20 protein-coding genes are annotated in these 22,340 nt (G+C 66.7%); 6 read left to right on the top strand and 14 right to left on the bottom strand.

Annotated elements, in window-relative coordinates:
- The first annotated feature begins 81 nt into the window (after nt 1-81).
- The gene (locus AC56LU_RS04965; protein ID WP_497174496.1) at nt 82-366 is read left to right on the top strand and encodes a CopG family ribbon-helix-helix protein; all 285 of its coding nucleotides are present in this window, start codon (nt 82-84) and stop codon (nt 364-366) included.
- Nucleotides 354-752 (top strand): type II toxin-antitoxin system RelE/ParE family toxin, encoded by a 399-nt coding sequence (locus AC56LU_RS04960; protein WP_497174495.1) that lies wholly within the window; start codon nt 354-356, stop codon nt 750-752. The genes AC56LU_RS04965 and AC56LU_RS04960 overlap by 13 nt, the downstream gene beginning before the upstream one ends.
- A gap of 23 nt (nt 753-775) precedes the next feature.
- Here AC56LU_RS04960 and AC56LU_RS04955 read toward each other — a convergent pair whose 3' ends face one another.
- The 6 genes from AC56LU_RS04955 to AC56LU_RS04930 all read right to left on the bottom strand — a co-directional run bounded on the left by AC56LU_RS04955 (nt 776) and on the right by AC56LU_RS04930 (nt 8,708).
- The gene (locus tag AC56LU_RS04955) at nt 776-1,315 is read right to left on the bottom strand and encodes a DNA-deoxyinosine glycosylase (RefSeq protein WP_497174494.1); all 540 of its coding nucleotides are present in this window, start codon (nt 1,313-1,315) and stop codon (nt 776-778) included.
- Nucleotides 1,316-1,397: 82 nt separating this feature from the next.
- Nucleotides 1,398-2,888 (bottom strand): efflux transporter outer membrane subunit, encoded by a 1,491-nt coding sequence (locus AC56LU_RS04950; protein ID WP_497174493.1) that lies wholly within the window; start codon nt 2,886-2,888, stop codon nt 1,398-1,400.
- A gap of 1 nt (nt 2,889) precedes the next feature.
- Nucleotides 2,890-6,081, bottom strand: a complete 3,192-nt coding sequence (locus AC56LU_RS04945) for an efflux RND transporter permease subunit (protein WP_497174492.1) — start codon at nt 6,079-6,081, stop codon at nt 2,890-2,892.
- 4 nt (nt 6,082-6,085) lie between these two features.
- Nucleotides 6,086-7,297: an efflux RND transporter periplasmic adaptor subunit gene (locus tag AC56LU_RS04940; RefSeq protein ID WP_497174491.1), complete on the bottom strand. Its 1,212-nt coding sequence runs from the start codon at nt 7,295-7,297 to the stop codon at nt 6,086-6,088.
- Between the two features lie 347 nt (nt 7,298-7,644).
- A complete protein-coding gene (locus AC56LU_RS04935) occupies nt 7,645-8,493 on the bottom strand; it encodes an alpha/beta hydrolase (protein WP_497174490.1) in 849 nt (282 codons plus the stop codon).
- Nucleotides 8,490-8,708 (bottom strand): hypothetical protein, encoded by a 219-nt coding sequence (locus AC56LU_RS04930; RefSeq protein ID WP_497174489.1) that lies wholly within the window; start codon nt 8,706-8,708, stop codon nt 8,490-8,492. Before AC56LU_RS04930 ends, AC56LU_RS04935 begins: the two co-directional genes overlap by 4 nt.
- 139 nt (nt 8,709-8,847) lie before the next feature.
- On the opposite strand from AC56LU_RS04930, the gene AC56LU_RS04925 reads away from it, so the two are divergent.
- From AC56LU_RS04925 to AC56LU_RS04910, 4 genes are read left to right on the top strand one after another with little or no spacing between them, the layout of a single operon-like run.
- Nucleotides 8,848-9,807, top strand: a complete 960-nt coding sequence (locus AC56LU_RS04925; RefSeq protein ID WP_497174488.1) for a LysR family transcriptional regulator — start codon at nt 8,848-8,850, stop codon at nt 9,805-9,807.
- A 33-nt stretch (nt 9,808-9,840) separates the two neighbouring features.
- Nucleotides 9,841-10,287: an Mpo1 family 2-hydroxy fatty acid dioxygenase gene (locus AC56LU_RS04920; protein WP_497174487.1), complete on the top strand. Its 447-nt coding sequence runs from the start codon at nt 9,841-9,843 to the stop codon at nt 10,285-10,287.
- Between the two features lie 58 nt (nt 10,288-10,345).
- Complete coding sequence (locus tag AC56LU_RS04915; protein WP_497174486.1) at nt 10,346-11,284, top strand: DMT family transporter; 939 nt, start codon at nt 10,346-10,348, stop codon at nt 11,282-11,284.
- Nucleotides 11,281-11,769 (top strand): GNAT family N-acetyltransferase, encoded by a 489-nt coding sequence (locus tag AC56LU_RS04910; protein ID WP_497174485.1) that lies wholly within the window; start codon nt 11,281-11,283, stop codon nt 11,767-11,769. The genes AC56LU_RS04915 and AC56LU_RS04910 overlap by 4 nt, the downstream gene beginning before the upstream one ends.
- 288 nt (nt 11,770-12,057) lie before the next feature.
- Here the strand turns inward: AC56LU_RS04910 and hutI are convergent, their stop codons facing one another.
- From hutI to ada, 8 genes are all read right to left on the bottom strand, one after another.
- Nucleotides 12,058-13,278 carry an imidazolonepropionase gene (gene hutI, locus AC56LU_RS04905; protein ID WP_497174484.1) on the bottom strand — a complete coding sequence of 407 codons (1,221 nt, stop codon included), beginning with the start codon at nt 13,276-13,278 and terminating at the stop codon, nt 12,058-12,060.
- The gene (locus tag AC56LU_RS04900) at nt 13,271-13,873 is read right to left on the bottom strand and encodes a HutD/Ves family protein (RefSeq protein WP_497174483.1); all 603 of its coding nucleotides are present in this window, start codon (nt 13,871-13,873) and stop codon (nt 13,271-13,273) included. Before AC56LU_RS04900 ends, hutI begins: the two co-directional genes overlap by 8 nt.
- Before the next feature lie 28 nt (nt 13,874-13,901).
- Nucleotides 13,902-15,278 (bottom strand): formimidoylglutamate deiminase, encoded by a 1,377-nt coding sequence (locus AC56LU_RS04895; RefSeq protein ID WP_497174482.1) that lies wholly within the window; start codon nt 15,276-15,278, stop codon nt 13,902-13,904.
- Complete coding sequence (gene hutG, locus AC56LU_RS04890; protein WP_497174481.1) at nt 15,275-16,072, bottom strand: N-formylglutamate deformylase; 798 nt, start codon at nt 16,070-16,072, stop codon at nt 15,275-15,277. Before hutG ends, AC56LU_RS04895 begins: the two co-directional genes overlap by 4 nt.
- Nucleotides 16,073-16,091: 19 nt before the next feature.
- Complete coding sequence (hutH, locus tag AC56LU_RS04885; protein ID WP_497174480.1) at nt 16,092-17,633, bottom strand: histidine ammonia-lyase; 1,542 nt, start codon at nt 17,631-17,633, stop codon at nt 16,092-16,094.
- Between the two features lie 23 nt (nt 17,634-17,656).
- Complete coding sequence (hutU, locus tag AC56LU_RS04880; protein WP_497174479.1) at nt 17,657-19,360, bottom strand: urocanate hydratase; 1,704 nt, start codon at nt 19,358-19,360, stop codon at nt 17,657-17,659.
- Between the two features lie 110 nt (nt 19,361-19,470).
- Nucleotides 19,471-21,156 carry an amidohydrolase gene (locus AC56LU_RS04875; protein WP_497174478.1) on the bottom strand — a complete coding sequence of 562 codons (1,686 nt, stop codon included), beginning with the start codon at nt 21,154-21,156 and terminating at the stop codon, nt 19,471-19,473.
- A 103-nt stretch (nt 21,157-21,259) separates the two neighbouring features.
- On the bottom strand, nt 21,260-22,321 hold the full coding sequence (ada, locus tag AC56LU_RS04870) for a bifunctional DNA-binding transcriptional regulator/O6-methylguanine-DNA methyltransferase Ada (RefSeq protein WP_497174477.1): 1,062 nt from the start codon (nt 22,319-22,321) through the stop codon (nt 21,260-21,262).
- Between the last annotated feature and the right edge of the window lie 19 nt (nt 22,322-22,340).

The raw sequence follows: 22,340 nt of genomic DNA, 5'->3' as shown, positions 1-22,340 counted from the left end.
CAGCGGCCCAGCCACCCGGCGCGCTTGAACTTCGCGCGCAAAGGTGTTACCTTGGTAGCACCCGAAAGATGCGAGCTGACGATGACAACTACCTCACTGAAACTTCCTGATGAACTGAAGCAGCGTGCCGTTTCCGCTGCCCAGGAGCTTGGCCTGAGTCCCCACGCTTTCATGGTCGAGGCAATCCGGCGGGCCGCTCACGCAGTCGAGCAACGCGCGAGCTTTGTTGCGCAAGCGCATGAAGCCAAGGCTGAGATGCTGCACGAAGGTCTGGGACATGACGCCGACGATGTGCGCGCGTATTTGCGCCAGCGCCTCAAGGATGGTCAAACCAGCAGACCGATCAAGAAGCCATGGCGGGAATAAGAACGTCTAACAAAAACCCGAGGGCAAGGCGCATTGTCGAAGACAGTAAGCTAGTACGGCGAGACAATGCAACGCAGCCATCGGGGGAATTGTTAGGCGTTCGAAGTTATTCCAGCCGCGCACTTTCCGATCTGGAGCGCATCAGTGACTTCCTTACGGACGAAGGCCTCGAGGCACAACTGGAGGCACTTGATCTCATTGATGAGGCCATCACGATACTCGCCCGGCATCCATTAATCGGTCGCCAAGCCGAACACGAGATGCGAGAACTCGTCATTTCTCAAGGCAGAACCGGCTACGTCGCGCTCTACAGCCATGAAATCGCCAGCGATGCCATTCTGATTCTCGCCGCACGTCATCAGCGCGAAGCCGGGTTCCACGGATAGCGTGAAGACCTCAGCCAATCCAACTAGAACAGTGAAGGCTGCGGGGATAGTCTGTGTTGCAGGTTTTCTCGCGCGGTCGTCAGCCTGCGCCACACCTGCAGCTTCTGGTCGAACGACATCGCCATGTGCGCCGGTGAACTCGACGGCAGCACGAGGGTAGCGTAGCCGGCGGCCGCGAACTGCGGCGCGAACTTGCCCGATGCCTGGCCATTGAATCCCACCGTTTCCAGTTCCGGGCACAGCGCCCGCAGGCGTTCGAAATCGTTGGCGGCCGGGTTGCGGATGGCTGAATCGAGGCTGCCTTCGCGCTCGCAGCCGGCCAGCACGTCCCACAGGCCGAAGCGGTGCGCCAGCAGGCGCGGCAAGCGCTCCTCGTAGGGCAGGCTTGCCAGGTCTTCCTGGACCACGGCCGAGATCAGGGGCCAGAACTGATTGCGCGGATGCGCGTAGTAGCGGCCCGCAGCCAGCGAGGCGGCGCCGGGAAAGCTGCCGAGGACGAGCACGCGGGTGTCACGCGCGATGACTGGCGCGAGGCCGGTCAAGGAAGGTGTGGAGTTTGTCATGGCCACGATTGTAGCCGGACGAAAAAAACGGCGAGCACTCACGCACTCGCCGCAAAGGGCAGAACTTTTGAAGCTACAAGAACTACTTCATTGCAATGGCATTGCTGTCGACACGACCCGCATCCCAGCCGCCGCCGAGCGCGCGGATCAAGGCCACCGTCGTCACCGCACGGTTGCCGCGCAGCTGGACCGCAGTGCGCTCGACCGCGGCCAGGTTGCGCTGCGCGTCCAGCAGCTCGAGGTAGCTCGAACGCCCGGCGTCGTACAGCTTCTGCGCCAGGTCGGCCGAACGGCGCGCCGCCACCAGCGCGGCGTCGATCTGCTCGGCCTGGCCGGAGAGGATGCGCAGGCCGGCCAGGTTGTCCTCGACCTCGGCAAACGCGGTGAGCACGCTCTGGCGGTAGGTGCCGACCGATTCTTCCAGCACCGCTTCGCTGCGTTCGACGTTGGCGCGGTTACGGCCGCCGTCGATGATCGGCATCGAGGTCAGCAAGCCCAGCACCCACGAACGGCTGCTCCACTTGAACACCTCCGAGAAGGCGCCGCCGACGCCGCCCCCGGCCGCGCTGATGCTCAAGGAAGGGAACATCGCGCCGCGCGCCACGCCGATGCGGGCGTTCGAGGCTTCCATCGCGCGCTGTGCGGCGACGATGTCGGGACGGCGCTCCAGCAGCGAGGACGGCAGGCCGGCCGGGATGCCCGGGAGCGTGGCGGCGTCGAGCAGCGGGCTCGGGCCGGCCACATAGTGCGAGGCCGGCTTGCCCAGCAAGACCGCCAGCGCATGCTCGGCGGTGGCGCGCTGGCGCTGCAGGCCGATTGCCTCGGCACGCGCGGTGGCCAGCTCGGTACGGGCGCGCGACAGGTCGAACTCGCCGATGTCGCCCAGGTCGAAGCGGCGCTGCGTGATCTTCACCGATTCCTCGCGCAGGCGCACGGTCTGCGCCAGCGTATCCAGCTCGGCGTCGAGGGCGCGCAGGCGGAAGTAGGTCTGCGCCACGTCGGCCTGCAAGGCCAGCAGCACCGAGCGGTAGTTGGCTTCGGAGGTCGCCGCATCGCTGCGCGCCGCCGACACCCCGGCCGCCACGCGGCCGAACAGGTCGACCTCGTAGCTGGCGCTGAGCTGCGCCGTGTAGGTGTTCACCGCCTGGGTGCTCGAGCCCTGCGGCAGGTTCGCTTCCAGCGCCGATGGACGGGCGCGCTGGGCGCCGATGCCGACGCCGATCTGGGGCACGCGGTCGGCGGCTGCGATGCCGGCGATCGCCCTGGCCTGCTTGACGCGGCTTGCCGCCACCGCCAGGTTGGCGTTGTTGGCGCCGGCTTCCTCGATCAGGGCGCTCAGCGCCGGGTCATTGAAAGCCAGCCACCACTGGCCGCGCGGCTGCTGCTCGGCGGGCTGCGCCGGCTTCCAGCGCGTGCCCTCAATGCCTTCCACCTCGATGGCCGCCGGCACCTGCGTGTTACGGAAGGCGGTTGGCGTCTCGACGGCCGGCTGCTTGAACTCCGGCGTGGCGCAGGCCGTCAATAACAGTGCGGCCAACAGCGGGGCCACACCCCGTGCAATCATGCTTTTCATCTCAGTGCACTCCTTCCAGGTCCAGCACCGGGGCCTTGGCTTGCGCCACCGGCGATTTTTTCTCGAAACGCTTCGCGAAGCTGCGCAGCAGGACGTAGAACAGCGGCGTCAGGAACAAGCCGAAGAAAGTCACGCCCAGCATGCCGGCGAACACCGCCACACCCATCGCATGGCGCATCTCGGCGCCGGCGCCGGTCGAGAACACCAGCGGCACCACACCCATGATGAAAGCGATCGAGGTCATCAGGATCGGACGCAGGCGCAGGCGCGATGCTTCCAGTGCGGCTTCGAACACGCTGCGGCCGTGGTCTTCCAGTTCCCTGGCGAATTCCACGATCAGGATCGCGTTCTTCGAGGCCAGCCCCACCAGCACGAACAGGGCGATCTGGGTGAAGATGTTGTTGTCGCCGCCGGTCAGCTTGACGCCCACCAGTGCGCACAGGATCGACATCGGCACGATCAGGATCACGGCCAGCGGCAGGGTCCAGCTTTCGTACTGGGCGGCCAGCACCAGGAACACCAGCAGCACGCACAGCGGGAACACATACATCATGGTGTTACCGGCCAGGATTTCCTGGTAGGTCAGCTCGGTCCATTCGTAGGCGATCCCTTTCGGCAGCGTTTCCTTGGCCAGCTGTTCCATGATGGCCTGGGCCTGGCCCGAGGACACGCCGGCCGCCGGGCCGCCGTTGATGTCGGCCGCCACATAGTTGTTGTAGCGCTGGACGCGGTCCGGACCATAGCTGTCCTTCACGGTCATCAGGCTGGACAGCGGGATCATCTCGCCCTTGTCGTTGCGCACCTTCAGCTGGGCGATCTGCTCCGGCTGCGAGCGGAACTGCGCATCGGCCTGCACCCGCACCTGGTAGGTGCGGCCGAACTGGTTGAAGTCGTTCACGTACAGCGAGCCCAGGTTCACCTGCAAGGTCTGGTAGATGGTGGCCAGCGGCACGCCGAGCTGCTTGGCTTTCACGCGGTCGACGTCCGCGAACAGCTGCGGCACGTTGATCTGGAAGCTCGAGAACACGCCCGCCAGTTGCGGGGTGCCCCAAGCCTTGGCCTGCAGCGCCTGCGTGGCTTTATACAGCTCGTCGTAGCCGAGGTTGCCGCGGTCTTCCAGCATCAGCTTGAAGCCGCCGGTGGTGCCCAGGCCATTCACCGGGGGCGGCGACAGCACCATCACGAAGGCGTCTTCGACCGTGCCCATGCGCTTGTTGATCTCGGCGGCGATGGCTTCGGCCGACTGCTCCGGCTTGCCCTTGCGCTCGCTGAACGGCTTCAGGCCGGTGAACACGATGCCGGCATTCGGCGCATTGGTGAAGCCGTTGATCGACAGGCCCGGGAAGGCGATCGAGGATTCCACGCCCGGGATCTCCTTGGCGATGCTGGACATCTTGCGGATCACTTCATCGGTGCGGTCGAGCGAGGCGGCATCGGGCAGCTGGGCGAAACCGATCAGGTAACCCTTGTCCTGGGCCGGCACGAAGCCAGGCGGCACGACCTTGAACATGAAGACCGCAGCAATGCCCAGCGCGACATAGACGCCCAGCGTCGCGACCTTGCGGCGCAGGACGGTCTTCACGCCGCCCTCGTAGCTGTGCGAGGCACGGCCGAAGAAACGGTTGAAGGCGGCGAAGAAGCGTCCGAAGACCTTGTCCATCCCGCGGGTCAGGACGTCCTTCGGCGCGTCGTGGCTCTTCAACAGGGCAGCGGACATGGCCGGCGCCAGCGTCAGCGACACAAAAGCCGAGATCACGGTGGAGATGGCGATGGTCAGTGCGAACTGGCGGTAGAACTGCCCGGTCAGGCCCGACACGAAGGCGATCGGCACGAACACGGCGCACAGCACCAGCGCGATGGCGATGATCGGGCCGGACACTTCGCGCATGGCCTGGATGGTCGCATCGTGCGGCGACAAGCCGTTGCCAATGTTGCGCTCGACGTTTTCCACCACCACGATGGCGTCGTCGACCACGATACCGATCGCCAGCACCAGGCCGAACAGCGACAGGGTGTTGATCGAGAAGCCGAACATCAGCATCACGCCGAAGGTGCCGACCACCGACACCGGCACTGCCAGCAGCGGGATGATCGAGGCGCGCCAGGTCTGCAGGAACACGATCACGACCAGGGCGACGAGCACCACGGCTTCCAGCAGGGTCTTGATCACCGAGTCGATCGACTCGCGCACGAACTGGGTCGGGTCGTACACGATGCTGTACTCGACGCCTTCCGGGAAGTCTTTCGACAAGGCTTCCATCGTGGCACGCACATCGGTCGACAGCTGCAGCGCGTTGGCATTCGGCGCTTCGAAAATCGGGATCGCGACCGCCGACTTGTTGTTCAGCAGCGAGCGCAGCGCATACGAGCTGGAACCCATCTCCAGGCGCGCCACGTCCTTCAGGCGCGTGACCGCGCCGTCCTCGCCGGCCTTGACCACGATGTCGCCGAACTCCTCGACGTTTGATAAGCGCCCCTGGGTGTTGACGGTCAGCTGGAACTGGGCGTCCTTGGCTGGCCCCTGGCCGACCACGCCGGCCGCGACCTGCACGTTCTGCTCGCGAATGCTGGCGACCACGTCGCCGGCGGTCAGGTTGCGCGCCGCCACTTTTTGCGGATCGAGCCAGATCCGCATGGCGTAGTCGCCCGAGCCGAACAGCTGGACTTCGCCCATGCCGTTCAGGCGCGCCAGCTGGTCCTTGATGTTCAGCACCGCGTAATTGCGCAGGTACAGGTCGTCATAGCGGCCGTCCGGCGAATTCAGGTGCACCACCATGGTCAGGTTGGGCGAACTTTTCACCGTGGTGACGCCGATCTGGCGCACCTCTTCCGGCAGGCGCGGCAGCGCGCGCTGCACCCGGTTCTGCACCTGGCTCTCGGCGCGGTCGATATCGGTGCCGATCGCGAAAGTCAGGGTCAGGGCCAGGGCGCCATCCGAGGTGTTCTGGGAGCTCATGTAGAGCATGTCCTCGATGCCGTTGATCTGCTCTTCCAGCGGCGCGGCCACGGTTTCGGCGATCACCTTCGGGTTCGCGCCCGGATACTGGGCCCGCACCACCACCGACGGCGGCACCACTTCCGGATACTCGGACACCGGCAGCTGGAAAATCGCGATCAGGCCGCCCACAAAAACGATCACCGACAGCACGACCGCGAAGATCGGCTTGTCGACGAAGAAGCGTGAGAAGTTCATGGTCTTACTCCTCGCCGCTCGTGTTCATGGCGACCTGCTCGCCCTTGGCCTTTGCCAGGGCCGGGTCGGCGTCCATCGGCACGATCTGTGTCGTGACCGGCGCGCCCGGACGCACGCGCTGCAGGCCGTTGACGACGATCTTCTCGCCGGCTTTCAGGCCCGAGCGCACCACACGCATGCCGTCCACCATCGGACCCAGGGTCACGGGGCGGTATTCGGCCTTGCCGTCCGCGCCCACCACCACCACGAACTTGCGGCTCTGGTCGGTGCCGACCGCGCGATCGTTGATCACCACGGCCTGGTTGGCCACGCCGCTGCCCACCTGCACGCGGGCGAACAGGCCGGGAGCCAGCGCGCGGTCCGGGTTGGCCAGGGTGGCGCGCATGCGCACGCTGCCGGTACGGGCGTCGAGCTGGTTGTCGACGAATTCGAGTTTGCCTTCGTGCGGGAAGCCTTCTTCGTTGGCCAGGCCGACCTTCACCACTGCCCCTTTGGCGCGCTGGTCGCGGGCGCCGACGCGCAGGTAGGTCTGTTCGTCGCCGTCGAAACTGGCGTAGATGCGGTCGAGCGACACCACGGAAGTCAGCACGGCGCTGGCGTCGACCAGGTTGCCGAGGGTGATCTCGGCCTTCGACACGCGGCCGTCGATCGGCGCGGTAATGCGGGTGTACGACAGGTTCAGGCGCGCGGCTTCGTGCTGGGCCTGGGCGGCTCTCGCATTGGCGTCGAGTTCCTTCTGGGCGGCGGCCTTTTCGTCGAACTCGCGCTGGGCGATGGCTTTGTCCGCCAGCAGCAGTTCGGCGCGCTGCAGTTCCAGGCGCGCCAGGCCGGCGCGGGCACGGGCGGCGCTGGCGGCGGCGCCGGCGCGGTCGGCTTCGGCCTGGTAGGGGCGCGGGTCGATCACGAACAGGACGTCGCCCTTCTTCACTTCGGCGCCCGGCTTGAAATTCACGGCGGTGATGTAGCCGCTGACACGCGGGCGGATGTCGACGGTTTCCACCGCTTCCAGGCGGCCCGAAAATTCCTGGGTCTCGGCCACCGGCTTTTCGATGACGAGCGCGGCGGACACCGGTGGTGCGGCGGGCGCCGCGGCGGCGGCGGCATCGTCCTTGCTGTTGGCATCGGCGCAGCCGGCCAGGACCGCTCCGGCCAGGCCGACAGCTGCCAGCATCCCGACCAGCGTTCTGACATTGCCCATGTTTCGTTGGTTTTTCATGATCAACCTTTCTTATTCACGACTAAATAAAAAGACAAAAAGATCCCTATCGCCGCCGGCACGGTTGCCGGAGGAGAGAAAAAGGGGGCCCTGTCCGCGCCCTCAGGCGTGGATGGCGGATTCGCTACTGGCAGGGAGGCCGCGCGCTCGGCGCGGCCGGTGGGCTGGCCTCAGGGCCTACATCGGCAGCGCGTGCTGGGCAGGTGCATCGTCATGGTTCACCTCTTTCGTAAAACGCTCCCTCACGTCGCATCGAGCGACGAATTTTGGGAAAAACGGGGCCTCCCCCTGCCCTTCAAGGCACGGTAGTGTGGGAAGCGGTATGTGTTAAGACTGGTGCTGGACGGTCAGCGATCCAGTGCGGCAAGGAAGGTGCCGATCTCGCCGAGCGCGTGCACCTTGCATGCACATTCGTTGCGCCCGTCGGGGTCCTGCAGGGGGGCCGGCGGCATGCGCCGCACCGTGGTGCGTACGCCGGCGTTGATCAGTTTGGCGCCGTATTGTTCGGCTTCGTCGCACAATGGGTCGTCCTCGGCGGAGAGGATCAGGGCCGGCGGCAGGTTCTTGAGCCGGGTCGAGCGCAGCGGCGAGGCATACGGGTGGGCGCGGTCGGCCGCGTGCGGCAGGTAGCCGCGATAGGCGGCGGCGCAGTCGCTGGTCACCTTTTCGCGGTCGGGGCACTGGTTCATCTGGCGCATCGAGCAGGTGGACAGGCCCGGGTCGAGCATCGGCATGATCAGGATCTGGCCGGCCAGCTTGGGGGCGGCGCGGTCGCGCGCCATCAGGGCGCAGACGGCGGCCAGGTTGGCGCCGGCCTCGATGCCCATCACCACCAGCTTCTTGCCGGACCAGCCCAGCTTCGCCTTGTGCTTGGTGGCCCACAGCAGCACGGCGTGGGCGTCTTCCACCGCGGCCGGGAAAGGCTTCACCGTCGCCAGCGTGTAGTTGGAGGCGAGCACCGCGCGCTCTTCGCTGCACTGGGCGATGTTGCGCAGGACGTCATCCGCTTCCTGCAGGTCGCCCGAGACGAAGCCGCCGCCGTGGAAGAAGACGATCAGCGTGTCGCGCCTGGCGGCTTTGTCCGCCCCTTCGCCGGCGGTATAGAGGCGCGCGGCCAGCGGGCCTTCGGCGCCGCCGACTTCGAGTTCGCGCACCTCGACCACACGCGCCTGGACGTCGTCCAGCACCGCGCTCATGGCCGGGCTCCTTCGCTGGCCACGGCCCAGCGGCCCGCTTCGCTATTCCCGCACGGGTCGTCGCAGCGCATCTCGACCTGCATCGAGAGTGCCTTCAGGCCGCGCGCTTCCGCGCCGGCAGCCTGCGAATAGGCGTCGGTCCCCAGCAGGCCTGCCAGCGCTACCCCGCTCAGGGCGACTGCTACCGTGGTGAAGATTCCGTCTCGAATGCTCATGTCCAGCTCCGTGGTGTGTTTACTTTTTGTTGCGATGCACACACTATATCCATGATCTACAATCAGATAAAGATGGCGATAACGAATTGATTGTTCACATTGCCGAACAATCGAGCTAAGCGGGAAGGAAATATCCATCATGAACAAGCTCCAGGCCATGGAAGTCTTCATCCAGGTCGTCGACTGCGGCAGCTTCACCAAGGCCGCCGAGATGCTGAACCTGCCCAAGGCGACGGTGTCGACCCTGGTCCAGACGCTGGAATCCACACTGGCCGTCAAGCTGCTGCACCGCACGACGCGCCAGGTGATGATCACTTCGGACGGCGCCGCCTATTACGAGCGCTGCGTGCAAATCCTGTCGGACGTGCGCGACGCCGAGGAATCGCTGTCGCGCCACCGCCTCAGCCCGAGCGGACGCCTGCGCATCGACACGCCCACCGGCCTGGCCTCCGAGATCCTGATCCCCGCCCTGCCCGCGTTCTTCGAGCGATACCCGGACATCACGCTGGAACTGGGCAGCACCGACCGGCCGGTAGACCTGGTCGAGGAAGGAGTCGACTGCGCCGTGCGGGGCGGCGAACTGGTCGACTCGAACCTGATCGCGCGCCGCATCGGCGTGATCAACTTCGTCACCGCCGCCGCCCCCGGCTACATCGAGCGCTTCGGCATGCCGCAGCACCCGCGCGACCTGGACCGCCACCGCTGCGTCAATTATTTTTCGGCCAAGACCGGCAAGATCTCCAAGTGGGACTTCACCCGCGACGGCGAGCGCATCGAGGTCGACCTCCCCGGCAGCATCGCGCTCAACGATTCGAACGCCTACGTGCAGGCCGGCCTGGCGGGCCTGGGTGTGATCATGATGACCGACTACCTGCTGCTGCAGCACATTGCCGCCGGCAGGATGGTGCAGATCTTGCCGGAGTGGAGCAGCGACCCGATCGCGGTGCACGTGGTCTATCCGCAGAACCGCCACCTGTCGGCCAAGGTGCGGGTCTTCGTCGAATGGATTTCCGAGCTGTTCGCCAACCATCCGAACCTGCGCCTGCAGGCGCCGCGGACCGCGCTGCCGGCGGCGAATGTGCAGGCGGAGACGGTGTAGAATCGCCTTCAAATAAAAACGCCGGAGACACCCATGGATCACGCTTCACAGCCACGCGAAATCGACATCCTGCTGGCACGCTACGCCGACAGCCACCGCAACCACACCAACGAGATCATCCACTTCGCGTGCATCCCGCTGATCGTCCTGAGCCTGCTGGGCATCCTGTGGGCGATCCACCCGGTGGTAGCGATCGCGGCCACGCTCGCCTCGCTCTATTACTACACGAAGCTGTCGCGCGGCTTTGCGATCGGCATGGGCGTGATGAGCGCCGTGATGCTGGGCGTACTGGCGCTGATGCCCGACATGACGGTGCTGCCGGTGTCGATCGCGATCTTCGTGGTGGCCTGGATCGGCCAGTTCATCGGCCACAAGATCGAAGGCAAGAAACCTTCGTTCTTCGACGACCTGCGCTTTTTGCTGATTGGGCCCTTGTTCGTGCTGTCCTTCCTGTACCGCCGGATGAAGCTCGCGTACTGACAAAAAGCCGGATTGTATTAGGAGTGCGGGAACGCGCGGGAGCACGTATACTCCCGCGATGCCCTCTTCCGTCCTGTTCACCGTCGCCGCCCTGATCTGGGGCTCCACCTTCTACGCCATCACCCTGCAGCTGGGAGAAGCACCGCCCGCCGTGTCGGTGGCCTACCGTTTCTTCCTGGCGGCGGCCACGCTGTTCGTCATCTGCCTGGTGCGCCGCGACAGCCTGCGCCTGCCGCTGCGCACCCATGGCTGGATGGCGCTGCAGGGCGTGCTCACCTTCTGCATCTCCTACCTCTGCACCTATCAATCCGAGCAATACGTGGTATCGGGCCTGGTGGCGGTGGTGTTCGCGCTGATGGTGTTCTGGACGCCGCTCCTGAGCCATCTGTTCTTCAACACCGGCATCAACCGCCGCACGATCGGCTGCGGCGTGGTGGCCATCGCCGGCGTCGCCCTGCTGTTCTGGCATTCGATCGGCACCGCCTGGCGCGACTACCAGCTTGGTGGCAGCCCGGCCTTCATCGCCGGCGTGGTGCTGGCGCTGGCCGCGACCATCGCCAGCTCGGCCGGCAGCATCGTGGTCACCAAGGTGAAGGAACAGTGCGAGAACCTTCCGCTCACCATGGCCTGGTCGATGCTGTGGGGCGCCTGCCTGGTCACGGTGTGGCTGGTGCTGCACGGCGACCGCTTCGTGCTGCCGGCAAGCCCTACGTACTGGGCCGGCCTGTTCTACCTGTCGATCTTCGGTTCGGTGATCGCCTTCTTTGCCTACTTCACCCTCATCGGGCGCATCGGCGCGCAGAAGACCGTGTACATCGGCGTCATCACGCCGGTACTGTCCGTGCTGCTGTCGATCAAGCTCGAAGGCTACCGCCCTGGCCCGGTCGAATTCGCCGGCATGATCCTGTGCCTGGCCAGCGTGGCCTGGGCCCTGCGCGCACCCGCAGCCAAACCCGTGCAATCCGCAACCCTGAACAATCCTCTCGAAACACCATGACCACTTTTACCATCCGTCCTGCCCACGCCTCCGACGTACCGCACATCCACGCCATGATCGTGGAGCTGGCCGTGTTCGAAAAACTCGAACACCTGGTGGTGGCCACCGAAGCCCTGCTGCACGAGGGCCTGTTCGGCGCCCGTCCTTCTTGCGAAGCCATCATCGGCGAGGAAGACGGCGACGTGGTCTGCTTCGCGCTGTTCTTCCATAATTTCTCGACCTTCCTGACGAAGAAGGGCCTGTATCTCGAAGACCTGTACGTGCGCCAGTCGCACCGTGGCAAGGGCTACGGGACGAAGATGCTGACCCGCCTGGCCCAGATCGCGGTGGAGCGCAATTGCGGCCGCTTCGAGTGGTCGGTACTGGACTGGAACGCAGCGGCCATCGGTTTCTACCAGCAGATGGGCGCGGACATCCTGCCCGACTGGCGCATCTGCCGCCTGACAGGCAATACCCTGAACGCCCTGGCCGAGCGCCGAATCTAGCAGCCCAAAGAAAAACCCACGGGGCCGTGAGGCGCCGTGGGCGAACCCATTTTGTCAAATGGGGAGGGGAGATGGTGAATCACACGCTTTCACTATAGGCGCGGATTCTTAACGAGCAATTAAAGCTTACATCTGGTTACCCTTGTTACGAGAGTGTTTGTGTTGCCCTTGAAGTGATAATTCCTGAGCTGGAATTGCGCAGTTTGATCCGAGTCAAGCGAAGAGGATTCTGGACGGGGCTTGCTTGTGAATGCGTAACGGATAAAGCTGCCCTGTCTCCGCTACGCGTCAGACTGCAATGTGCGCCGGCCGTAGCACGCCGCCGTTGACCACGGCGCGGCAGGGATTCGAGCCCATGGCATAGGCCAGGTCGGCCGGACGGGCAATGTCCCACAAGGCCAGGTCGGCGCGCTTCCCCACTTCCAGCGTTCCGATGTCGGCGTGCAGGCCGAGCGCCCGTGCGGCGTGGCAGCTTGCGCCCTGCAGCGCTTCCTGGGGCGTGAGGCGCCACAGGGTGCAGGCCATGTTCATGGCAAGCAGCAGGGAAGTCATCGGCGAGGTGCCGGGATTGCAGTCGGTGGCCACCGCCATCGGCACCTTTGCGTCGCGCAAGGCGGCGATGGGCGGTTGCACCGTCTCGCGCAGGAAGTAGTACGCGCCCGGCAGCAGCACGGCCACGGTGCCGGCGCGCGCCATGGCGTCGATGCCGGCCTGGGTCAGGTGCTCGAGGTGGTCGGCCGACAAACCCTGGTAGCGCGCCACCAGTTCGGCGCCCTGCTGGTCGGACAGCTGCTCGGCATGCAGCTTGACGGGCAGGCCGAGCCTGCGCGCGGCCAGGAACACGCGCTCGGTCTGCGCGTTGGTAAAACCGATCCGCTCGCAGAAGGCGTCCACCGCATCGACCAGGCCGTCCCTGGCAAGCTGCGGCAGCATGTGTTCGCACACCTCGCCCACGTAGTCGTCGGCGCGCCCCGCGAATTCCGGCGGCAGCGCATGGGCGCCGAGGAAGGTGGTGACGACCCGCACCGGCAGGCGTTCGGCAACCGCGCGCGCCGCGCTCAGCATGCGTGCCTCGGGCTCGAGCGCCAGGCCGTATCCGGACTTGATCTCGAGCGTGGTGACGCCCTCCGACAGCAGCCTGGCCACGCGCGGCAGGCTTTGCGCCAGCAGCGTGTCGACGTCGGCCGCGCGGGTGGCACGGACGGTCGACATGATGCCGCCGCCCTGGCGCGCGATGTCTTCGTAGCTGGCGCCGTTCAGGCGCGCTTCCCACTCGTTGCTGCGGTTGCCGGCGTGGACGATGTGGGTGTGGCAGTCGACCAGGCCCGGCGTCATCCAGGCGCCGCCGCAGTCGTGTTCCGCGGCGGCCTTTGGCGCTTCGGCGCGTGGGCCCAGCCAGGCGATGCGGCCATCTTTTACCGCCAGCGCGGCATCCGGCAGTTCGCCATAGCCATCGACCATCGTGGCCAGATTCACGTTGGTAAACAGCAGCTCGGCCACTTCACTCATACGATGCTTCGTCTTCTTCCTCGTGGTACCAGATATCCACGATGTAGATCATGCCCTGCCCCGCTTCCAGCTTCCACACCGAACCCGGCTCCAGCACCACCGCGTCGTAGCGCACCAGGCCGATGCGCTCCTTCTCGTTGCGCAGTTCGAGGGTATCGCCTTCGGCCAGGAACAGCACCGTGACATCGGCACGTGCAACGAAGGTCGAGTCGCCCGTCAGCCGGCGCCGGCCGAAGGTGTGGTAGCAGCGCTCGCTGCGCGTCATGGCATTGAAGTCGGTGCTGCCGCCGCGGCTGAGTTTTGCCGTGACCTCCGAGCTGCCGTCGAAGGCCACCACCGGTTCGGCCTCCGTCACCAGGCTTGGTTCGCCGTCGATCTCCAGCAGCATGCCATGGCCCTCGACCAGGGCCAGCGTGCGGTCGACGCCCGGGAACAAGGAGAAGGCGCCATCCTTCTCGATGGTGGCCAGGCTCACGCGCCACTCGAAATCCTCGAAGCCGGAATCCGGCGGGCCGATGGCGATTTCGGTCGTGCTGCCGCCGCCGTTTTTCCATGGCACCGGCGACAAACCTGCGAAGGGAATCAGTACGGTCATTGGCCCACCTCACTCAGATCAACTAAGCTCAACTCAGCTCACGCAATTCGTTCATCGCCTGGCGGTAGCGCCGGGCGATCGCGTCCTGCGCCACATGGCGGCCGCCCTGCACCACCCAGCGCCCGCCGCACAGCACGTCGCGCACCAGGTTGTCGTTACCGCAGAACAGGAAGCGGCCCAGCACCTCTTCGTCGGCCGCGCCGTCCAGGTTCGGATGGCTCCCGTCCAGCACCAGCAGGTCCGCGCGCAGGCCTTCCGCCAGCGCGCCCACCTTGCGCCCGGCCGCTTGCGCGCCGCCGCGCAGGGCAGTCTGCCACAAGTACTGGCCGACGTCGCGCTGTTGACGTGCCGGGTGAGCCGATACGGCAATATTGCGGCGCTGGTGCACCAGGCGCTGGCCATATTCCAGCCAGCGCAGCTCCTCGACCGGGCTTTGCGATACATGGCTGTCGCTGCCGATGCCGAAACGTCCGCCCAGCTCGATGAAGGGCTGCAGCGGGAACAGGCCGTCGCCGAGGTTGGCTTCGGTGGTCGGACACAGGCCGGCGACGGCGCCGCTGCGGGCAATCGCCGCCATTTCCGCCTCGTTCAGGTGGGTGGCGTGCACCAGGCACCAGCGTTCGTCGATAGCGGCTTCCTCCATCAGGTACTCGACCGGACGGCGGCCCGAATAAGCAATGCTCTGCTCGACTTCGGGCATCTGTTCCGCAATATGGATGTGCAGGGGGCGTCCGGCCGGCAGGCTGGATGCCAGTTCGCGTATTTGCGCAATGGTCGCCGCGCGCAGCGAATGCGGCGCGGCGCCGACTTCGAGCTGGCCGTTGCGCAAGGGCTGGAGCGCCTCCACGATGCCGAGCACGTCGTCGACGCCGGTGCGGAAGCGGCCCTGCTCGGGACGCAGCGGCTGCTCGCCGAAGCCGGCATGGCTGTACAGTACCGGCAGCATGGTCAAGCCCATGCCGGTCGCCAGCCCCGCCGCCGCGACGCGCTCGGCGGTTTCGGCCGGACGCGCGTAGGTGTCGCCACCTGGCGCACGCTGCAGGTAGTGGAATTCGCACAGCGCGGTGTAGCCATGGCGCAGGCATTCCGCGAACAGCTGGGCGGCGATGGCCTCGATCTGTTCCGGCGTGATGCCCGCGGCGAAGCGGTACATCAGGTCGCGCCAGGTCCAGAAGCTGTCGGGCCCCTCGCCGGCGCGCTCGGTCAGCCCGCCCAGCGCGCGCTGGAAGGCGTGCGAGTGCAGGTTGACCATGCCGGGGAGGACGTAGTCGGCACGCGCCACGCCCAGCGGTGGCGCTGCCCGTTCATCGACCCGGGTCAGGTCGCCGTGGGCATCCCATTCGAGCAGCACGTCGCGCCGCCATCCTTCAGGCAGCAGCGCATGGCGGGCGAACAGGGCCCTCATGCGCGCACCCCGGTTGCCCACCCTGCGGCGCTGCCGATCATGTCCTTCAGCAGCGGCTGCACCTGCGCCGCCACATCCGGACGGTATTCGAAAGGCGGCGCTTCGTTCATGTACAGGCACTGGCACATCTCGAGCTGGATCGCGTGCACGCCCTGCTCCGGCTGGCCGTACTTGCGGGTGATGTGGCCGCCCTTGAAGCGGCCGTTGACCGCGATGCTGAATTGGTCCTGGGCGCGCGCCACGCCCACCACCGCGGCTTCCAGTCCGGGGGCGCAGGACTTGCCGTCCGCGGTGCCGAAGTTCAGGTCCGGCAGGCGGCCTTCGAAGAAGCGCGGCACGGTCGATGCGATCGAATGCGCATCCCACAGCACCACGCGGCCATGCTGCTGCTTCAGGCGCTCCAGCTCCGCGCCCAGCTGTGCGTGGTAGGGCATCCAGTAGCGTTCCAGCCGGCGCCGCACTTCGGCATCGTCCGGCGTGCGGCCCGGCAGGTAGAGGCTTTCACGCCCAAACGTGTCGACCGGGCACAGCCCCGTGGTATCCATCCCGGGATACAGGTTGGTGTCCTCGGGCGGGCGGTTCAGGTCGATCAGGTAGCGCGACCAGCGCGCCGAGATGGTCGACACGCCCATCTCTTCCAGGAAGCCGTACAGTTCGGGCAGGTGCCAGTCGGTGTCGGCGCGCGCGGCGGCGCAGGGCGACATCGTGCTTGCGACGTCGTCCGGGATGTCGGTGCCCGCGTGGGGCATCGACACGAGGATGGGAAGCCTGCCTGCCTTGAACCGGAAATCCATTGCCTCTCCAATTGGGATGTTAAGGGTGCAGCACCGTGAACAGTTCCTTGCACGATGCGGACAGCTCGCCGTTCACCACCATCAGGCGCGCGGCCTCGATATCGGGCGCGAAGAAGCGGTCGGCGTCGTACGGCGCCACCTTGGTGCGCAACTGGGCGTGCACGTGCTCGAGGTGCTCCGAACTCTTCAGGGGACGGTGGAATTCGATGCCCTGCGCCGCCGCCAGCAGCTCGATGCCCACGATCACCGAGGTATTGTGCGCCATCTGGTCGAGACGGCGCGCCGCGAAGGTCGCCATGCTGACGTGGTCTTCCTGGTTGGCCGAGGTCGGCAGGCTGTCGACGCTCGCCGGATGGGCCAGCGACTTGTTTTCCGAGGCCAGCGCGGCGGCGGTTACGTGGGCGATCATGAAGCCCGAATTCAGGCCCGGCTCGCGCACCAGGAAGGCCGGCAGGCCGGACAGATTGGCGTCGATCAGCAGCGCGATGCGGCGTTCGGACAGCGCACCGACCTCGGCGATGGCCAGCGCCAGCGTGTCGGCGGCAAAGGCCACCGGCTCGGCGTGGAAGTTGCCGCCCGAGAGGATCGCGCCATCCTCGGGGAACAGCAAGGGGTTGTCGGTGACCGCATTCGATTCGATCAGCAGGGTGCGGCCGGCGTTGGCGATGATGTCCATGGCCGCGCCCATCACCTGCGGCTGGCAACGCAGGCTGTACGGGTCCTGCACGCGTTCGTCGCCCACCAGGTGCGAGGCGCGGATGGCGCTGCCCGCCACCAGTTCGCGGTAGATGCTTGCGGCGGCGATCTGGCCCGGCTGGCCGCGCACCGCGTGGATGCGCGCGTCGAACGGCGCATCGCTGCCGCGCGCGGCGTCGACCGACAGCGCGCCGGCCACCATGCCCGCTTCCAGCACCCGCTCGGCCATGAACAGGCCGTGCAGCGCCAGCGCAGTCGAGACCTGGGTGCCGTTGATCAGGGCCAGGCCCTCTTTCGCTGCCAGGGTCACCGGTTCGATGCCGGCGGCGCCCAGCGCCTGCTTCGCATCCATCAGCTCGCCCTTGTAGCGCACCGGGCCCACGCCCAGCATGGCCAGCGTCATGTGCGCCAGCGGCGCCAGGTCGCCCGAGGCGCCGACCGACCCTTGCGCGGGGATGGCCGGCATGATGCCGGCGTTGTACAGGGCGATCAGGGTTTCGATGATCAGGGGGCGCACGCCCGAATAGCCGCGTGCCAGGCTGCCGATCTTGGTCAGCAGGATCAGGCGCACGACCTTGTCGGCGATGAGTTCACCGGTGCCGACCGCATGCGACAGGATCAGGTTGCGCTGCAGGGCTTCCAGCTGGTCGTTCGGGATGTGGGCCTTGGCCAGGATGCCGAAACCGGTGTTGATGCCGTAGGCCGGGTCGCCCTTGGCGGTGATTTTCTCGACCAGGGCGCAGGACGCCTTGATCGGCCCCCAGGCTTCCGGCGCCAGGCGCAGGGGCACATGGGCGGCCCAGACGGCGCGCAGGTCGGCCAGCGCCAGCGCGCCGGGTTGCAGGGTGAGGTGGGAGTCGTTCATGTGTGTACTCAGTTCTTGCTCGATTACTTGATCATCGGGAGATTCAGGCCGTTGCGCTTGGCCGTCTCGATGGCGCTTTCATAGCCGGCGTCGGCGTGACGCATCACGCCCGAGCCGCTGTCGTTCACCAGCACGCGCGCCAGGCGCTCCGCGGCCGCTTCGGTGCCGTCGGCGACGATGACCACGCCCGAGTGCTGCGAATAGCCCATGCCCACGCCGCCGCCATGGTGCAGCGAGACCCAGGTGGCGCCGCCGGCGGTGTTCAGCAAGGCATTCAGCAGCGGCCAGTCGGACACCGCATCGGTGCCGTCGCGCATGGCTTCGGTCTCGCGGTTCGGGCTGGCCACCGAGCCGGTGTCCAGGTGATCGCGGCCGATGACGATCGGCGCCTTCAGCTCGCCCGTGCGCACCATCTCGTTGAAGGCCAGGCCGGCCAGGTGGCGCTCGCCCAGCCCCAGCCAGCAAATGCGCGCCGGCAGGCCCTGGAAGGCGATGCGCTCGCGCGCCATGTCGAGCCAGCGGTGTACCCGCGCGTGCTGCGGGAACAGCTCCTTGATCTTGGCGTCGGTCTTGTAGATGTCTTCCGGGTCGCCCGACAGCGCCACCCAGCGGAACGGGCCGCGGCCTTCGCAGAACTGGGGGCGGATATAGGCCGGCACGAAGCCCGGGAAGTCGAAGGCGTTCTCGACGCCCTCGTCCTTGGCCACCTGGCGGATGTTGTTGCCGTAGTCGACGGCATGGCAACCCATGGCCTTGAAGTCGAGGATGGCGCGCACGTGCACGGCGCAGGATGCTGCGGCGGCGGCTTTGAGGCGCGCGTGCCGGGCCGGGTCCTGCTGTGCGGCCTTCCACTCTTCCACGGTCCACCCAAGCGGCAGGTAGCCGTTGATCAGGTCGTGGGCCGAGGTCTGGTCGGTGACCAGGTCCGGCTTGATACCGCCAGCTTGTGCGCGGCGAACCAGCTCCGGCAGCACGTCGGCTGCGTTGCCGAGCAGGCCGATGGAGACGGCTTCGCGTTTTTCGGTGTATTCCTTCACCATCGCCAGCGCCTCGTCGATGTCGCGCGCCTGCTTGTCGAGGTAGCGGGTGCGCAGGCGGAAGTCGATGCTGCTCTGCTGGCATTCGATGTTGAGCGAGACCGCGCCGGCGAAGGTGGCGGCCAGCGGCTGCGCGCCGCCCATGCCGCCCAGGCCGGCGGTGAGGATCCAGCGGCCCGCCATGTCGCCGCCGAAGTGCTGGCGACCGGCTTCGGCAAAGGTCTCGTAGGTGCCCTGCACGATGCCCTGGGTGCCGATGTAGATCCAGCTGCCGGCGGTCATCTGGCCGTACATGAACAGGCCCTTGCGGTCGAGTTCATTGAAGTGTTCCCAGTTGGCCCACTTGGGCACCAGGTTGGAATTCGCCAGCAGCACGCGCGGGGCGTCCGCATGGGTGCGGAACACGCCGACCGGCTTGCCGGACTGGATCAGCAGGGTTTCGTTGTCTTCCAGCGTGCGCAGCGAGGCCAGGATCTGGTCGTAGCATTCCCAGTTGCGGGCGGCGCGCCCGATGCCGCCGTAGACCACCAGCGCCTGCGGGTTCTCCGCAACCTCGGCGTCGAGGTTGTTCTGGATCATGCGGTAGGCGGCTTCGGTGAGCCAGCTCTTGCAGGAGAGTTCGGTGCCGCGCGGGGCGCGGATGACGCGGGTGGGGTCGAAGCGGGGGTCGTGGGGCATCGGTGAATTCATGGCGGCTCCTGGTTGGAAATGGCGCGCACGCTCATGAGCGCGCCATGTGCAGCAATGAGTCTAAGTTGTCTATACAACCAAGTCAATTCATTTTGTCAGCCCCGATTCGATTACTTCTTGAACACCTGCTTCCCGCCCACCCAGGTCTCCAGCACGCCGGTCTTGAAGATGTCGTAGGTCGGCATGCGGAACAGGTCGCGGTCGATCACGATGAAGTCGGCGTGCTTGCCCGGCTCCAGCGAACCCAGGCTGTTTTCCTGGTGGCCGGCGTAGGCCGCATCGAGCGTGAAGCAGCGGAAGGCTTCCTTGAGCGACATCGCCTGGTTCGGGTACCAGCCCGCCACCGGCTGGCCGGCATGGTCCATGCGGGTGACCGCGGCGTGGATGCCGAAGAACGGGTTCGGCGACTCCACCGGGAAGTCCGAACCGCAGGCGATGCGCGAACCCTGGTGCAGGAAGCTGCGCCAGGCGTAGGCGCCCTTGATGCGTTCAGGGCCGACGCGGGTCTCGGCCATGTTCTTGTCCGAGGTGGCATGGGTCGGCTGCATCGACGGGATGATGCCCAGTTGCTTGAAGCGCGGGATGTCCGCTAACGTCACGACCTGGGCATGCTCGATGCGGTGGCGCTGCGCGCTCGACTTCGTGGCCGCCACTTCCTTCTTGTAGATGTCGAGGATCTGCTTGTTGCCGGCGTCGCCGATCGCGTGCACGTTGACCTGGTAGCCCTTGCGCATGGCCTTGGTCATCATGGCGTTCATTTGCGCGGTCTTGAAGAACAGCAGGCCATGCGAATGCGGCTCGTCGCTGTAGGGCTTGATGAGCGCGGCGCCGCGGCTGCCCAGCGCGCCGTCCGAATACAGCTTCACGGAACGCAGTGCGTACATGCCGTCTGCGTAGTTGTGCAGCGGGCCATTTTTTGCCAACTGGTCAAAATCCTTGTCGGTGCCGCCGATCATGCCGTAGACGCGCGCGCTCAGCTTCTTCTGGTCGGCATAGTCGCGGTACAGGCGGTCTTCCGCCACGCCGACGCCGGCGTCGTGCACGCTGGTCAGGCCCATGCGCGCGATCTCCTGCAGCGAGCGGTCCAGCATGGTGCGGCCCTCGGCTTCGGTTTGCGCCGGCATGACCCTGGTCACCAGCTCCTGCGCCGCGTCCACCAGCACGCCGGTGGCCTCGCCGTTTGCATCGCGCATGATCTTGCCGCCGGCCGGGTCCGGGGTCGACTTCGTGATGCCGGCCAGCGCCAGCGTGCGGCTGTTGGCCCAGCCGGCGTGGCCGTCGACGCGCTCCAGCCATACCGGGCGGCGCGATTCGACGGCGTCCAGTTCGGCGGCGGTCGGGAAGCGGCCCAGCTTCCAGTTCTCCTGGTTCCAGCCGCGGCCGCGGACCCAGGCCTGGTTGGCGTTTGCCTTGGCATAGGTGCCGATGGCCTTGATCGCATCCGGCAGCGAGGTGGTGGCGGACAGGTCGAGCTGGGTCAGCTGCTGGCCCAGGCCGAACACGTGGCCGTGGGCGTCGATCAGGCCCGGCAGCACGGTGCGGCCTCCCATGTCCACCTGGCGCGCACCCTTTGCCTTCGCCGTCACGTCGGCATTGCTGCCGACCGCCGTGATGCGGCCCCGGTCGTCGAAGGCGAGCGCGCTGAACTGCACCAGCTCTCCCTTGGTGTTCAGGGTGTAGCCGTTGGCGTTGGTGATGACGGTGTCGGCATGCGCCGGCGAGAGGACGCCGAGGCCGGCAACAACCAGCAGGGAGCTCAACTTCAGGGAACACAGGGGGATCTGGCGCGCGCGCATGCTTGTCTATTCTCCGTTTTGTAGGGGTGTCCGCACCTCGTGGGCGCGGCACCGGGAAGTGTATAGAAAATCAAGGCTTGGGCATAGGGCGCGGCAGTCCCGTTTACCCCGCCTCACGGTCGAGCAGCGTACGCTTGCGTTCGATCCCCCAGCGGTAGCCCGACAGCGCGCCGTCAAGCCGCACCACGCGGTGGCAGGGAATCGCCACCGCCACCGGATTGGCCGCGCAGGCGCCCGCGACCGCGCGCGCCGCGGCCGGCATGCCGAGGCGCTCGGCCAGCTCGCTGTAGCTGACAGTGACCCCGGCCGGGACCGCACGCAGCGCTTCCCACACGCGGCGCTGGAAGGCGGTGCCGCGCACGTCGAGCGGAAGGTCGAGCCCGAGGCGCGGCGCCTCGACGAAACCGACCACCTGCGCGACGGTGCGCTCGTAGTCGGCCTGCGCGCCCACCAGCTCGGCCCGCGGGAAGCGCTCCTGCAGGTCGCGCACCAGCGGTTCCGGTTCGTCGCCGATCAGGATCGCGCAGATGCCGCGTGCGGTACTCGCCACCAGGATGGCGCCCAGCGAACAGGCGGCCACCGCGAAATGGATGGTCTCGCCCTGCCCGCCCGCACGGTAGCGGCCAGGGGTCATGCCCAGCAGGCCGGTACTGGCGTCGTAGAAGCGCCCGCTTGAACCGAAGCCCGCCTCGTACAAGGCATCGGTGACGCTCGGCGCCGTCCCCAGCCCCTGCTGCAGGCGCGCGGCGCGGCGTGCGCCGGCATAGGCTTTCGGCGTGATGCCGGTATGCGCCTTGAATATGCGGTGGAAGTGGAAGCGGCTCATGCCGACCGCCTGGGCCAGGCTGTCGAGGTCAGGCGTCTGCTCAGCCTCGTCGATCAGGCGACAGGCCTGCGCCACCGCAGCGGCCTGGCGTTCCGCCAAGGGCGGCTGCGCTGGCTTGCAGCGCAGGCAGGCGCGAAAGCCGGCCGTCTCGGCGTCGGCCGGGCTGGCGTGAAAGGCAACGTTGGCGCGCAGCGCGCCGCGCGACGGGCACGAGGGCCGGCAGTACACGCCGGTACTGCGCACCGAATACCAGAACCGGCCGTCGGCGTCGCGGTCGCGGCGCTGGACGGCGGCCCAGCGCGCCTCGTCGGTGTCGAACATCGTGGTCATGGCTGTCATGGCGGAGTCTCCAGGTCGG

The sequence above is a fragment of the Telluria sp. PB2R4 genome (assembly GCF_059685695.1).
The sequence above is the reverse complement of the archived record's forward strand: the minus strand, read 5'-3'. Positions and strand labels throughout refer to the sequence as shown.